The sequence below is a fragment of the Pseudomonas sp. TZ252 genome (assembly GCF_056110345.1).
In genome coordinates, this window is sequence record NZ_CM148566.1 from 5,024,880 (window position 1) to 5,039,739 (window position 14,860).

Annotated in this window: 9 protein-coding genes and 1 tRNA gene; 9 read left to right on the top strand and 1 reads right to left on the bottom strand. The window is 64.9% G+C overall.

What is annotated here, in order from left to right:
* Positions 1-65 precede the first annotated feature (65 nt).
* From vqsR to ACYAF3_RS23550, 3 genes are all read left to right on the top strand, one after another.
* Complete coding sequence (gene vqsR, locus ACYAF3_RS23540) at positions 66-872, top strand: transcriptional regulator VqsR (protein ID WP_003097562.1); 807 nt, start codon at positions 66-68, stop codon at positions 870-872.
* Between the two features lie 119 nt (positions 873-991).
* The gene (locus ACYAF3_RS23545; RefSeq protein ID WP_017001947.1) at positions 992-3,646 is read left to right on the top strand and encodes a TonB-dependent receptor; all 2,655 of its coding nucleotides are present in this window, start codon (positions 992-994) and stop codon (positions 3,644-3,646) included.
* Between the two features lie 10 nt (positions 3,647-3,656).
* Positions 3,657-4,871 (top strand): MFS transporter, encoded by a 1,215-nt coding sequence (locus ACYAF3_RS23550; RefSeq protein WP_003113355.1) that lies wholly within the window; start codon positions 3,657-3,659, stop codon positions 4,869-4,871.
* Positions 4,872-4,886: 15 nt separating this feature from the next.
* Here the strand turns inward: ACYAF3_RS23550 and ACYAF3_RS23555 are convergent, their stop codons facing one another.
* A complete protein-coding gene (locus ACYAF3_RS23555) occupies positions 4,887-5,915 on the bottom strand; it encodes an AraC family transcriptional regulator (protein WP_003097554.1) in 1,029 nt (342 codons plus the stop codon).
* Positions 5,916-6,532: 617 nt separating this feature from the next.
* Here ACYAF3_RS23555 and pqsH point away from each other — a divergent pair.
* From pqsH to ACYAF3_RS23585, 6 genes are all read left to right on the top strand, one after another.
* The gene (gene pqsH / locus ACYAF3_RS23560; protein ID WP_003090354.1) at positions 6,533-7,681 is read left to right on the top strand and encodes a 2-heptyl-3-hydroxy-4(1H)-quinolone synthase; all 1,149 of its coding nucleotides are present in this window, start codon (positions 6,533-6,535) and stop codon (positions 7,679-7,681) included.
* A gap of 341 nt (positions 7,682-8,022) precedes the next feature.
* A complete protein-coding gene (gene gacA, locus ACYAF3_RS23565) occupies positions 8,023-8,667 on the top strand; it encodes a response regulator transcription factor GacA (RefSeq protein WP_003090351.1) in 645 nt (214 codons plus the stop codon).
* Positions 8,668-10,494, top strand: coding sequence for an excinuclease ABC subunit UvrC (gene uvrC, locus ACYAF3_RS23570; protein WP_003097551.1), 1,827 nt, complete (start codon positions 8,668-8,670; stop codon positions 10,492-10,494). It begins immediately after the preceding gene.
* A 33-nt stretch (positions 10,495-10,527) separates the two neighbouring features.
* A complete protein-coding gene (pgsA, locus tag ACYAF3_RS23575) occupies positions 10,528-11,088 on the top strand; it encodes a CDP-diacylglycerol--glycerol-3-phosphate 3-phosphatidyltransferase (protein ID WP_003090349.1) in 561 nt (186 codons plus the stop codon).
* Positions 11,089-11,156: 68 nt separating this feature from the next.
* A tRNA-Gly gene (locus tag ACYAF3_RS23580) sits at positions 11,157-11,232 on the top strand.
* A 642-nt stretch (positions 11,233-11,874) separates the two neighbouring features.
* Positions 11,875-14,853, top strand: coding sequence for an ATP-binding protein (locus ACYAF3_RS23585; RefSeq protein WP_105579282.1), 2,979 nt, complete (start codon positions 11,875-11,877; stop codon positions 14,851-14,853).
* Positions 14,854-14,860 lie beyond the last annotated feature (7 nt).

The following is a 14,860-nucleotide window of genomic DNA, read 5'->3' on the forward strand; positions in this document are numbered from 1 at the left end:
ATATTATGCACATTGGAACTCTTCATGACATAACGCCGAGTGACTAATCCCAGAGGAGTAGTTGTGTGGATATCGCATTGCACGGCGGCGCCTGGCACGAGTCACTGGGAAAGTTGCTCGAAGCGCTGGACCGGCCGTTCTTCTGGCGGATCCTGGCGCAGACCCTCGGCCAGTTCGCCCCCGTCGACAACTGGGCGGCCCTGATATTCAGCGATTCCAGTCCCTTGATTCTTTCCTTCATGGAGGAGGAGAGAGAAGAAGTCGAGCCGGACCCGCTGATCAGTCGATATATAACCGGACTTTATCTGCAAGATCCTTTCTACCAGGTATCCAGGAACTGTCGGCGCGGCGGGCTTTTTCATCTTGCGGATATCGTCTCCGAAGATTTCGAAACGACCGAATATTACAATACGTACTTTGCGCATTATGTGGTGACGGACGAAGTTCAATATAACGTCCCGCTGGATGGTGAAAGAACCCTATGCCTGTCGTTGGGCAGCGAGAGCCGCTTCGGTGCCGAGCAGATCGCGCTGTTCGAGCTGCTTCGCCCGTGGGTCATCGCGCTGATGAAAAAACGCATCCACTTCGAGGATGCGGTCAGGGAGGAGGCGAAACCGATCGCAGCGGCGGAGGTGGAAGTCCAGCCCTGGAGAGGGTTGATATCGCCGCTGACTGCGCGGGAGTCGGATGTCATCCGGCTGATGCTGGATGGATACTCGAACAAGGAAATAGCGGATCGGCTGACGCTGTCGATCGCCACTATCAAGGTGCATCGCCGGCACATCTACGCGAAGCTGAACGTGAAGTCCCACTCCGAGATATTCGCGCTGTTGATCAACCCGCCCGCGCCGCGGCTCGCCGACGCACGCTAGTGCGCCGCCTGCGGAGGAACCCGGGCGCATAAGGTTATGCGAAATTCATATTGCCCGACGCTGAAAAAGCCGGCGTCGGATTGCACTCATGGGCGAATTCCATCCAGGACGATTCGACCATGCCCGATGTACGTCTTTCCTCTCGTTCGTTGACCCCCGTGCTCTGTGCGGTGGGGCTCGCCTGCGCGCTGCAGGGCGAGGTGCAGGCCGCCGACGGTGGGCCGCGCGACGCGGCCACGGCGCCCCGGGTATTCGACATAGCGCCCGGCGAACTGGCCGAGGTGTTGTTGAACATCGTGCGCCAGGGACACGTGCCGATCGCCTTCGACCAGCGCCTGGTGGCGGGGTTGCGCGGACCGGATATCCGCGGCCGGCTCAGTGTCGAGGACGCCTTGCGGCGTGCCCTGGCCGGCAGCGGGCTGGCATACGCGCAGGACGAAAGCGGTGCCTTCGTCCTGCGCCGCGGACAGGCGCCTGTGCAGGAGACGCGAGGTGCGGCGGTGGCACCGACCTTGTCCACCGTGGTGGTCACCGGCACGCGCAAGAGCGATGTGAGGGCGCAGGACAGCCTGAGCCCGATCGACGTGGTCAGCGCTACCCAGCTACGTAGCAGCGGCGCGGTCGACCTGCGCGATGCACTGGTCAAACTGCTGCCCTCGCTGACCCGCCAGGCCCAGCCGTTCAACGCCTCGGCGTTGACCCACACGCAGTCGCTGCGCGGGCTGAGCCCCAACCATGTGCTGGTGCTGGTGAACGGCAAGCGTCGCCACGAAACGGCCAATCTCAATATCAGCGGGGGGCTGGAGAAGGGCTCCACCGGCGTCGATCTGGACACCATCCCGATCAACGCCATCGAGCGGGTCGAGGTGCTGCGCGACGGCGCCTCGGCGCAGTACGGTTCGGACGCCATCGCCGGGGTGATCAACGTCATCCTCAAGTCCGCCGACAGCGGCGGGTCGGCGGCCGCTGACGTCGGGCAGACCGGCGACGGCGACGGCTTCACCCATGGCGGCGGGGGGAACATCGGGCTGGCCTTCGGCGATAGCGGCTTCGTCAACCTCACCGCCGAATATCGCGAGCAGGAGCGCACGATGCGCAGCGGCATCGATGAGCGCACCGGTCGGCGCGACAACATTTCCATGGGCGATCCCGCGTTCCACCGGCAATCGTTGGCGCTCAACTCGGGTTTCGGGTTGGGCGACGATATCGAGGTGTACGGCTTCGGCACCTATACCCGGCGCAAGGCCTCCTCGGCGGCCAACTATCGCCTGGCTTCGGTGGCGCCGACGCTGTATCCGGACGGCTTCACGCCGCGCCCGAACAGCGACGAGGACGACTATGCGTTCCTCGCCGGGGTGCGCGGCGAGCGTCTGCTGGATGCCTGGCACTGGGACCTGAGCAGTGGCTACGGCGCCGACCGTCCCGATATCGGCATGACCCAGTCGGTGAACGCGGCGATCTACCGTGAAACCGGCAACAGCCCGAGAAGCTTCGACCTGGCGCGCTACCGCAACAGCCAATGGACCAGCAACCTGGACCTGGGGCGGGAATTCGAACTGGATTTCCTCGCTGCTCCGCTGGCGTTGTCGCTGGGTGCGGAATACCGGCGGGAAAGCTACCGCATCGACGCCGGCGACCCGGCGTCCTACTACAGCGGCGGGGCGGAATCCCTGGCTGGCCTCTCGCCGCTCAGCGAGGGGCAATGGTCGCGGCACGCCTGGGCGTCCTACCTGGACCTGGGTACCTCCCTGACCCCAGCCTGGGAGGTCGACGTGGCGGTGCGCCACGAGAAATTCAGCGACTTCGGCAGCACCACCAACGGCAAGTTCGCCACCCGTTACCAGTTCGATCCGCGGGTGGCGCTGCGCGCCAGCGTAAGCAGCGGGTTCCGCGCGCCGTCCCTGGTCCAGGAGCACTACACCGGCCTCAGCGTCGGCCCGACCATCGCCCTTGGCCTGCTGGCGGCCAACTCGCCGGCGGCGAAGATGCTCGGCGCCGACGAACTGCAACCGGAGAAGTCGACCAGCTTCAACCTTGGCCTGGTACTCAGCCCGTGGGAAAACGTCGGGCTGAACATCGACGCCTACCAGATCAGCATCCGCGACCGCATCGTCGACAGCGCCACCTATTCCGGCCAGGAAGCCATCGATGCCCTGGCCGCGGCGGGGATCTCGTTGCCGGCCAGTGCCAGTACGGTCAGTACCCACTACCTGGCCAACGGTGCCGACACCCGCACCCGCGGTGTCGACATCACCGGTCACTACCTCGTCGCGCTTGGCGAGTACGGGCAGGTCGACTGGGAACTGTCGGCCAACTTCAACCGCACCACCTTGCGCAAGAACCATCGAGGCGCCAACGGCGAGCCGCTGCTCAATGCCCAGCAGGTCGCCTGGATCACCAGCTCCACCCCGCGCAGCCAGGTTTCCCTCGGCGGCACCTGGAGCCGCCAGGACTGGGAGGTCAGCCTGCGCCTGACGCGCTACGGCCGGACCAGCTCGGAACTCGACTACACGGTAGGGCCGGACGCCTGGTCGACGGAGAAATTCAACCATTTCGTCAACGACCCGAAGTACATCACCGACATCGCCGCGCGCTACCGGCTCAGCGCCGACCTGACGCTGACCGCCGGCGCCGACAACCTGTTCGACGTCCGTCCGGACAAGCTGCCCGCGCAGAACACCACCTATGGCGACGTGCTGCGCTACGACACCTATGCCTCGCAGATCGGCTTCAACGGCGCCTTCTACTACCTACGCGCGGCATACCGCTTCTAGAGGGCCAGGCGTGGCGCAACGAGAATTTTCCGCGACCAGCGGCGGTGTGCTGCTGGCGTCGGTGGTGGCGATCATGCTCGGGCCCACCGGCATCCTGCTGAACACCTTCAGTCTGTTCATCGCACCGATGAGCGCCGAGTACGCCTGGGACCGCGCCGAGGTGTCGTTGCTGGTGACGCTGTTCGGACTGGCGGTCGCCATCACCAGCCCGCTCAAGGGCTGGCTGATCGATCGTTGGGGCGCGCGGCGGACAATGCTCGGGCTGACCGCCGCCCTGTCGCTGCCGCTGCTCGGCCTGGCGGCGGTGAATGCCGTCTGGCAACTCTACGCGCTGTTCCTGCTGATCGGCCTGCTGGCGCCAGGCAACCTGCCTTACGGACGTATCCTCGGACTCTGGTTCCGCCAACGCCTGGGCGTGGCCTACGGCCTGCTAGGCCTGGGCTTCGGGGTGGGCGGGCCGCTGGGCCTGCTGGTCGGCCACCAGAGCCTCGAAGCGTGGGGCTGGCGCGGCGCTTTCCTGGTCTACGGCGTGCTCGAACTGGGCCTGGCGCTGCCGCTGCTGGCCTGGCTGTTCCGCGAGCCAGCGCCGGATGCTGGCGTGGCCGCCGGCACGGCCGTAGCGGAAACCGCGCTGAGCGGATCGACGGCGCCCCAGGCCTGGCGCAGCGCCAGTTTCTGGCTGGTGCTGGGCAACCAGGTACTGGCGGTGTTCGTGATGTCCGGGATCATGACCCATGGCGTGCCGATGCTGGTGGAGCGCGGTTTGTCCCGGGGCGAGGCGGGCACCGCGCTGTCGGCGTTGTGGGTCGGCATGATGCTGTCGCAGCCGCTGATGGGCTGGCTTCTCGACCGCGTGGCGACGCCTCGGGTGGCGTTGCCCTTCGCCCTGGCGGCGGTGCTCGGCATGGCCTGGTTCCTGGTGGGCGACACACCGAGCGGTCTATGGCTGGCGGTGTTCCTGGTCGGCCTGGGTGGAGGAGGGGAAAGCGGCACCACCAAGTACCTATTGATGCGCTACTTCGGCCTGCGCAGCTTCGGTGTGATCTACGGTTCGATCCAGCCGTTCACCTTCGCCCTGTCGATCAGTCTCGGCGCTTACCTGCTGGGCTGGCTGTACGACCGCGCCGAAGGCTACGGGACGGCCGAATGGGTGCTGCTCGCGGCTTTTTCCCTGGCTGCGTGCAGCCTGTTCGCCTTTCGCCCCTATCCGCAGAAATTGCCCTGAAGGGAATCATGCCGGCTAGCGTTCGCCCTGGCGCCGCGCGGTCTTGCCGGCGAGGCGGGCCTGGCGATAGTCGTTGGCGCACTGTCCCGTCCAGCGACGGAAGGCGTGGCGAAAACTGGAGGTATCCATGTAGCCCAGCCTCTCGGCGACTTCCTCGATGCGCAGTCGCTCGTCCCGCAGCAGTTGGCGCGCCCTGTCGTGGCGGACCAGATCGAGCACTTCCCGGTAGTTGGTGCCCTCGTCGGCGAGCCGTCGGCGCAGCGTCCGCTCGGTGACCTTCAACTGCCGGGCGACCCAGGCGATGCTCGGGTAGCGGTCCTGTAGCACCTCCAGCAGTGCCACGATGCGTTGGCGGTAGCCGCCCATCTCGCGGGTGACGCGGGTGTTGAAGGCCTTGCTGCCGAGCGCCAGCGAGGCCTGGAACACGGCGGAGTTGGCAGTGGCGATCTCGGCCTCGAGCAATTCCTCGGGGAGGGTGAAGGTGATGCCTGCGCCGGCGAAATACACCGGCACCCGGAAATACTCCTCGTATGCCCGCACGTCGCCGTTCCTTTCCGGGAGGCGCAGGCGGACCAGTTCCAGCTCGCCCAGCAGCAGGTCGCGGAACACCGCGTAGGCGGCCGACGCCAGGACGTTGGCGTGATACAGCCGGGCCGACTGCGGCCAGTCCGGCTTGTCCTGCAGGTCGATATCCACATCCACGGTGTCGCAACTGGAACGTCGCACCGCGATCCCGCGGATATCCTTGCGGAACAGCAGCATGTTGGTCTTGATCAGTTGCAAGGCTTCGCCCACGGTGCCGGCACTCTGCAATGCCAGCCCGGCGACGCCGTAGTCGGAAAGGCGGTAGTGCTCCCCCAGGCTCAGGCCTTCCAGGGGGGAGCGTCCGTTCAGCACGATCCACTCGTAGAGCGCTTCGCTGGGCAGGCGCGGCTCGGCAGCCGAACCCTGACGCATGTCCGGAGGCGTGATGCGTTGCACGGCGAGGTAGTTGTTGAGTGGTCGCCACTCGAAATCGTACTGGATGTTTTCGGACGGGCTCATCGGTTACCTCTTGCACGCGATGCTATCGCCCTGAAGGCGTCAGGGCTTCGTTATTCCATGCGGATGTCGTTTCGGTTGATTTTCGTACGCTGGGCTTCCGGCAATCACTACCTTGCGTAAGGGGTTGACAGGAGCGGGGTCTGCGTATAGCCGCGCCTCCGCGACGCCGTGCCGATCGGTCGTGCATGCTTGCCGTGGCCCGGCTGAGCACTGCCGTCCCGGCCACTCTCGCCGGGGTGGCTGCGCCTGGATGATCGTCGTGGGCGGTGGTGGCGCGGGCCGGTCGCCCTGAGCTTCAGGCGCCATCGCCGCTTGCCGGCGCTCGGGAGGCCGCTGGCCAAGGAAAACCGTAGCGCCGCGGCGGGCGGCGGCTAGCGGGGATTTCCGGCCACGCGTGCCGTGCCCGGGCCACGCTTGCCTTCCCGGCGCGCCGGACTCCCGGTGGCCTGGAGGACAGGAAAAGCGAGCGGCGAGGTGTCGGCGAGCAGGGTCAACTCGATCTTCTGATAGGGTCGGTGGGCTGTCCGGGGCGGCTAGGATGGACATTTTCATCGTCTCGGGCAGGCCTGTCGCGACCGCACGAAGTGGCGACGGATGCCGCTGCTAAGGAGCAACGGATGACCGTTCTTATCCAGGGGGCCGGGATCGCCGGCCTGGCGCTGGCGCGCGAATTCACCAAGGCAGGCATCGACTGGCTGCTGGTCGAGCGGGCCAGCGAGATCAGGCCCATCGGTACCGGCATCACCCTGGCGAGCAATGCGTTGACGGCGTTGTCCAGCACCCTGGATCTCGACCGGCTGTTCCGCCGTGGCATGCCGTTGGCCGGCATCAACGTATACGCCCACGACGGTTCGATGCTGATGTCGATGCCTTCCAGTCTGGGTGGGAATTCCCGCGGCGGCCTGGCGTTACAGCGCCACGAACTGCATGCGGCGCTGCTGGAGGGGCTGGATGAGTCGCGCATTCGGGTCGGGGTCTCCATCGTGCAGATCCTCGACGGACTCGACCACGAACGCGTGACCCTGAGCGACGGCACTGTCCACGACTGTTCGCTGGTGGTCGGTGCGGATGGCATTCGTTCGAGCGTGCGACGTTATGTCTGGCCGGAGGCGACCTTGCGTCATTCCGGCGAAACCTGCTGGCGCCTGGTCGTTCCCCATCGGCTGGAGGACGCCGAGCTGGCGGGAGAGGTCTGGGGGCACGGCAAGCGCCTCGGCTTCATCCAGATCAGCCCGCGCGAGATGTATGTCTACGCGACCCTGAAGGTGCGCCGGGAGGAGCCCGAGGACGAGGAGGGCTTCGTCACCCCGCAACGGCTGGCCGCCCACTACGCGGACTTCGACGGCATCGGCGCGAGCATCGCCCGGCTCATACCGAGCGCCACCACGCTGGTGCACAACGACCTCGAGGAGTTGGCCGGCGCCTCCTGGTGCCGCGGACGGGTAGTGCTGATCGGTGACGCCGCACACGCCATGACGCCGAACCTGGGGCAGGGCGCGGCCATGGCCCTGGAGGACGCCTTCCTGCTGGCGCGCCTGTGGTGCCTGGCGCCGCGCGCCGAGACGCTGATCCTGTTCCAGCAGCAACGCGAGGCGCGGATCGAGTTCATCAGGAAGCAATCCTGGATCGTCGGCCGCCTTGGTCAGTGGGAATCGCCCTGGAGCGTCTGGCTGAGGAATACCCTCGTTCGCCTGGTGCCGAATGCCAGTCGCAGGCGCCTCCACCAGCGTCTTTTCACCGGTGTCGGTGAGATGGCCGCGCAGTAGCCGCCGGTGCCAGTGGCGTCTTGGTCGCCTGTTTTCGACTTCGGCGATGGTCGCTATGGAGAAGTCCCGGGCAACCAGGGCGCTTGCGCTTTACCAGGCCCGGCGTCGCTGGGCTCTCCACAGGTTCGCCGGTTTTTGCTGCGATCCGGTCTGCCGCTCGCCGGGGGCTGGCGGTATACTTCGCAGCGCCCGTTCGATGCCGTCGAATGATGTTTCCATGACGCTTGATTTATGACGCCTTTGCGCCAAGCTAGGTCATGGGATGGCTTTCTGTTAAGGTTGCCGAAATCTCCTGGGGGCCCGTGTGGGCGGTTGTCTGCTAATGCGCGACGAGGTGCAGCGTGATTAAGGTGCTGGTGGTCGACGACCACGATCTGGTACGCACCGGTATTACCCGCATGCTGGCCGACATCGAAGGCTTGCAAGTGGTCGGCCAGGCCGACTGCGGTGAAGACTGTCTGAAACTGGCCCGCGAACTGAAGCCGGATGTCGTCCTGATGGACGTGAAGATGCCCGGTATCGGCGGCCTGGAGGCAACCCGCAAGCTGCTGCGCAGCCAGCCCGACATCAAGGTCGTGGTAGTCACCGTCTGCGAAGAGGATCCGTTCCCCACCCGCCTCATGCAGGCCGGCGCCGCCGGCTACATGACCAAGGGCGCGGGGCTGGAGGAAATGGTCCAGGCGATTCGCCAGGTCTTCGCCGGCCAGCGCTATATCAGCCCGCAGATCGCCCAGCAACTGGCGCTGAAGTCCTTCCAGCCGCAGCAGCACGATTCCCCCTTCGATTCGCTGTCCGAGCGCGAGATCCAGATCGCCCTGATGATCGCCAACTGCCACAAGGTGCAGAGCATCTCCGACAAGCTGTGCCTGTCGCCGAAGACCGTGAATACCTATCGCTACCGCATCTTCGAGAAGCTCTCGATCACCAGCGACGTGGAGCTGGCGCTGCTCGCCGTCCGCCACGGCATGGTCGATGCCGCCAGCTAGATGAGCGCCGTTTTCGACGCAAGCGCTTTCCTCGCTACCTGCAGCAATCGTCCGGGCGTCTACCGCATGTTCGATGCGGACGCCAAGCTTCTCTACGTGGGCAAGGCGAAGAGCCTGAAGAAGCGCCTGGCCAGCTATTTCCGCAAGTCCGGCCTGGCGCCGAAGACCGCTGCGCTGGTGGCGCGGATCGCCCAGGTGGAAACCACCATCACCGCCAATGAAACCGAGGCGTTGCTGCTGGAGCAGACGCTGATCAAGGAGTGGCGGCCGCCCTACAACATCCTGCTGCGGGACGACAAGTCCTATCCCTTCGTGTTCCTCTCCAGCGAGGACGAGTATCCGCGGCTGTCCCTGCACCGTGGCGCGAAGAAGCGCAAGGGGCGTTACTTCGGTCCCTATCCGAGCGCGGGAGCGATCCGCGAGAGCCTCAACCTGCTGCAGAAGGCGTTTCTCGTCCGCCAGTGCGAGGACAGCTATTTCCGCAACCGTACGCGGCCCTGCCTGCAATACCAGATCAAGCGCTGCAAGGGGCCCTGCGTGGGGCTGGTCAGTCCTGAGGAGTACGCCGAGGACGTGCGCCACTCGGTGATGTTCCTCGAAGGAAGGAGCAACGCGCTGGCCGACGAGCTGAACGTCGGCATGGAGCAGGCGGCGATGCGCCTGGACTTCGAGAAGGCGGCGGAGTTGCGCGACCAGGTGGCGATCCTGCGGCGGGTCCAGGACCAGCAGAGCATGGAAGGTGGCAACGGCGACGTCGACATCGTCGCCGCCATCGTCACCCCTGGCGGCGCTTGCGTACACCTGATCAGCGTACGCGGCGGGCGGGTGCTGGGCAGCAAGAACTTCTTCCCGCAGGTCGCGATCGAGGAGGAGGTGGGCGAAGTGCTGCTGGCGTTCCTTGGCCAGTACTATCTCAGCCACCAGGAGCGCGACCTGCCGGCGGAGTTGATCGTCAACGTGACGCACGAGGATTTCCCGGTGCTGGTTTCGGCGATCGCCGAAGCGCGAGGCCGCGAACTGGAGATCAGCTACCGGGTGCGTGGTACCCGCGCCCGCTGGCAGCAACTGGCGGTGACCAACGCCGAACAGGCCCTGGGCGCACGCCTGGCCAACCGCCAGCATGTGGCGGCACGCTTCGAAGCCCTTGCCGAGGCGCTCGATCTGGCGGAGCCGCCGCAACGCCTGGAGTGCTTCGATATCAGTCACTCCAGCGGCGAGGCTACCGTGGCTTCCTGCGTGGTGTTCGGCCCGGAAGGGCCGCTGAAGTCGGACTATCGCCGCTACAACATCGAAGGCGTCACGGCCGGCGACGACTACGCGGCGATGCACCAGGCGCTGACCCGCCGCTTCAGTCGCCTGAAGGACGGCGAGGGGAAGATGCCCGACATTCTCCTGGTGGATGGCGGCAAGGGGCAATTGGCCATGGCCCAGGAGGTGCTCCAGGAACTGGCGGTCGCCGGTCTGATCCTGCTCGGCGTGGCCAAGGGCGTGACCCGCAAGCCGGGGCTGGAAACCCTCTACCTGAACGATGCCTCCCACGAGTTCACCCTGCCGGCCGATTCGCCGGCGCTGCACCTGATCCAGCAGATACGTGACGAAGCGCACCGTTTCGCCATCACCGGCCACCGTGCGCGGCGCGGCAAGGCACGGCGGACGTCGACGCTGGAGGACGTCCCTGGCGTCGGCCCGAAACGTCGGCGCGATCTGCTCAAGCATTTCGGCGGGTTGCAGGAATTGTCGCGGGCGAGTATCGATGAACTGGCCAAAGCCCCCGGTATCAGTAAAAAGCTTGCCGAGCAGATTTATGCCGTCCTGCACAGCGAGTAGAATGCCGGCTCACCTCGCAGCCTAGATGGTCCGATGAATATCCCCAATCTGCTCACGTTACTGCGCGTCCTGCTCATTCCGATCTTCATTCTGCTGTTCTATCTGCCGACGTCCTGGAGCTACCTGACCGCCAGTGCCGTGTTCGCCCTGGCCGCCGCCACCGACTGGCTGGACGGCTACCTCGCCCGGCGCCTCGGCCAGAGCACGCCGTTCGGCGCCTTCCTCGACCCGGTCGCGGACAAGCTGATGGTGGCGGTTGCGCTGGTCTTGCTGGTGGAAGAGCACGCCAACCTGTGGCTGACCCTGCCGGCGGTGATCATCATCGGCCGCGAGATCGTGGTTTCCGCCTTGCGTGAGTGGATGGCCGAACTGGGGGCGAGGGCGCAGGTCGCGGTGTCCAACCTGGGCAAGTGGAAGACCGCGGCGCAGATGCTGGCGCTGGTCATTCTCCTGGCGAATCCGCCGCTGATGACCTTCTGGGTGATTCTCGGCTACGTGCTGCTGATCATCTCCGCGGCGCTGACCCTGTGGTCCATGGTGCACTACCTGCTGGCCGCGTGGCCGCATCTGTCGACCACCCCGAAAGAGAAATAAACTTTTTTGAATCAAGGAGTTGACACGGCGCCGCGATGCTATAGAATGGCGCCCGTCACCAAGACGATGCGGGAATAGCTCAGTTGGTAGAGCACGACCTTGCCAAGGTCGGGGTCGCGAGTTCGAGTCTCGTTTCCCGCTCCAAATATAGATCTATAGAGTTCCAATGAAGTCTGTAGATCATTGAGAAAGGGCCTTCGGGCCCTTTTTTCGTTCCGCCTCCAAGTCCCGTACCCGTTCGTGGAACGTCCGCGCCGAGGGGCGGTTCTCCTTGCCGCTTTCCCGGCGACCGGGGCCGTACGTTTCGCGAAGCCCTTCGTCTCGCCAGCGAGGCGGCTTGCCGCAAGATGCTGCCTCGGCACATCAGAAGTGTGGCTGTCGCACTCCAGGGGGGGGGCTCGATTCATTGCACCTTGGACCGCCTTCGTGCGCCTGTTGCTTTGGCTGCCACGTTCGACCGAGCCGTCCCAAGGCCAGCGCTTCGACGACCACTGAGAAGGTCGGCGAAGGTTGCCTCTGACTTGGGTGATGGAGGTAATAGCCCGGGAATGGATCGCACCAGCCTTCCAGCACGCTACCAGGTTGCCCTCGGCGATGTGCGGCTCGAACTGGGCTTTCGAGTGCAGGCATGCCACGGCCAGTGCGCACGTCATCGCAAGCGGCTTCATCGATCTAGCCGGCGACGCGAAAGAGTCGAGGGTTTTCGCGAGCCGGGCATAAGGCGGCTGCCAGAGCGAGTGTCGACAGGCGTGGGTTCCTGGGAAAAGTATCCATCTACCTGCTAACATGGCGGCATCGTTGCCGATGTATCCGCAGGCTCCGGGTCGCGGATGCGCTGCTTTCTGTCCGGCCGGAGAACTTTGCCATCGTAGACTCGACATGCTGACAAGGTCGTTGCTGTCCGCGGTCTTTTGCCTGTTGCTGATCGCTCTGCAGCCGCTGCCCGTCGAAGCCGAATCCATCCTGCCGGATGGGCGTACGACGACAACGATGCGTCCCTGGCTCGATAAACGAGCCAGGCAGTGGCTGGATGCACGGGAGCCGCTGACGGTAGGCGTGGTTTCCCCCGACTATCCGCCGTTGTCCATCTTCTACGCAGGCTCCTACAAGGGCTTCACGGCCGATTACCTGGCCCTGGTGTTCGAGCGGCCGTTGCGCGTCAGGGACTTTCCGTCGCGGCAGGCGGCAATCGACGCGTTGTCGCAAGGGGAGATCGACCTGCTTGGCGTCGGTAGCGAGGTCGAGGCCCGACAACACGGCTTGCTGGCATCCGCTGCGTATCTTTCCGACCGGCCGGTACTGGTGTCTTCCAGCGGTGCCCCGTTCGATTCGCAGGCGGAGTCCTGGCTGGCCACGGTCAAGGGCTATCTTCCCGCCGAACGTATCAAGGCTGCCTATCCGCACAGCAGGATCATCTGGTTCGACTCGCCGCAGCTTGCCCTGGAAGCGCTGAGCATGGGGGATGTCGATGGCGTGCTGGGGGACGCAGTTTCCACGCACTACCTCATCCAGACCCATTACCTGCTGAACTTGCGCATCGAGAACTTCGCACCCATCGACAGCCAGGGTTTCCGTTTCCTGCTCCGGCCAGGTGACGAACCTCTGCTCGCGCTCATCGATCGCGCCCTGCCGCATATTAGCGGGCGCTACGGCGACGAACTGTTGCGCAGCTGGAGCGCCGGGCGGCGCCTGCGCTTCGACGAGCCCCGGGTGACGCTGTCGCCGGCGGAGCAGCGTTGGCTCTCCGCGCACCCGGTCGTGCCGGTGGTGATCAACCATTCCCTTGGCGCGCTCGGGCAACTGGATAACGAGGGGAGGCTGAGTGGTATCGGGCGTGACTATCTGGACCTGATCGGCAAGCGCAGTGGCCTGCAGTTTTCCTTCACTGGAGCACGCAACTTCGTCGAGACGAAAAGCCGACTGGATGCGGGGGAGGCATTGGTTACGCCGACCATGCCTTCGTCGGAGCGCTTCGATTCCGGCCTCGAAGTGCTGACGCCCTATCTACGCAGCACCACGGTGCTGATGGGCGCCCGCCAGGGTGGCCGGGATGAAAGGGTGGGGCGTGTCCATGGCCTCGCGGACCTGGCGGGCAAGCGATTGGCGACGACGATTGGCTACTTTCTCAACGACTTCATTCGACGCGAGCACCCGGAGATCAAGCTCCAGGTCTATCCGACCTTCCTCGCCGCCATGCGCAGCGTAGACGCCGGCCAGAGCGAGGCCGCCATCAGCAGCGACTATACCGGTCGCTATCTGTCCGCCCAGCATTTCGACAACCGGATCCAGGTCGTCGGTATCCTCGATGACCTCTCCATCCCGATCAGCATCGGCGTGGCGAGGAACCAGCCGGAGCTGCAGGGCATCCTGGAGAAGGCGCAGCTGGCGATCGCTCCGGAAGAAGTGGCGGAAATCCTCCACCGCTGGGAGCCTCGCTTCGCCAAGGGAGGGGCGGACTTCTGGCGCGATCACCGGAGCAAGATTCTGCAGATCGGCGGATTGTTCGGCGTACTGATTTCCATCTCCCTCATCTGGGGTTTCTACCTGATGCGCCAGGTGCGCAAGACCCGCCAGGCAGAAGAGCAAGCCGACGCTGCCAACCGTGCCAAGAGCGTGTTTCTTTCGACGATGAGTCACGAGATCCGCACGCCATTGAATGCGGTCATCGGCCTGCAGGAACTGGTGCTGAAAAAGGGCGAGAAGGGCGTGTTGGACCTAGATTCGCTGAGCATTGCCCAGGAGGCCGCCCAAGGGTTGCTGCTTCTGCTGGGCAATATTCTCGATTTGTCGCGGATCGAATCCGGTCGGTTCGATTCAGCTCCCGAACCAGTGCTTCCTGGCGAGTTGATCAGAGGAATCCTGCCGTTGGTTGGTGGGCTGACGCGGCAGAAGAATCTTTCCCTGGCACTGGAACTCGACGGGGATCTCGAGCACTGGGTGCTGGTGGATCCCCTGCATTTCAAGCAGGTGTTGTTCAACCTGCTGGGCAATGCCATCAAGTTCACCGAGCGCGGAGGGGTAACGGTGCGGGCGGTGGGGCGGCGCGAGGCGGAGAGGCTTCATTTGCTGCTCGAGGTAAGCGACACCGGCCTCGGTATTTCGGAGGAGGACCAGGCCAGGCTGTTCCGGCCATTCTCGCAGGTCGGCTCGCCTGCGCTTGGCCAGGCGTCCGGCAGCGGCCTGGGGTTGTATATCAGCCGACGCCTGGTGCACCTGATGGGCGGCCAGATCAGCCTGCGCAGCGAACTGGGCAACGGCTCCTGCTTCTCGGTCGAGTTCGATCTTCCGCTGACCGGGCCTCCGCCCAGCGAGTCCAGCGAAGCGCGTTCCGGAGTTGCCGAGGTCGAGGAGCGGAAAGAGGCAAGGGCGCTCTCGATATTGCTTGCGGAAGACCATCCGTTCAATCGGCTGACCCTGACCATGCAATTGGAAAGCCTTGGGCACCGGGTGACCTCCACGGAAGATGGCGAGGAAGCATTCGAACGTTGGCAGGGCGAAGACTTCGACGTCGTGATTAGCGACGGCATGATGCCGCGGATGGATGGCTACGAGCTGGCGCGACGGATCCGGTCGCAAGAAGCCCTTGGCGGTCGGCGTCGCTGCTTGGTGATAGCGCTTACCGCCAGCGCCGAGAAGGATGCGCTGGAGCGTTGCCTGGCTGCCGGCATGGACCGGGTCCTGTTCAAGCCGACTACGCTCGATGAGCTCGCTCGGGCGCTGAACGGGGGAGAGCCGCTCATGCCTACGAGCGTCGATTCGCAATGAAAGTGCC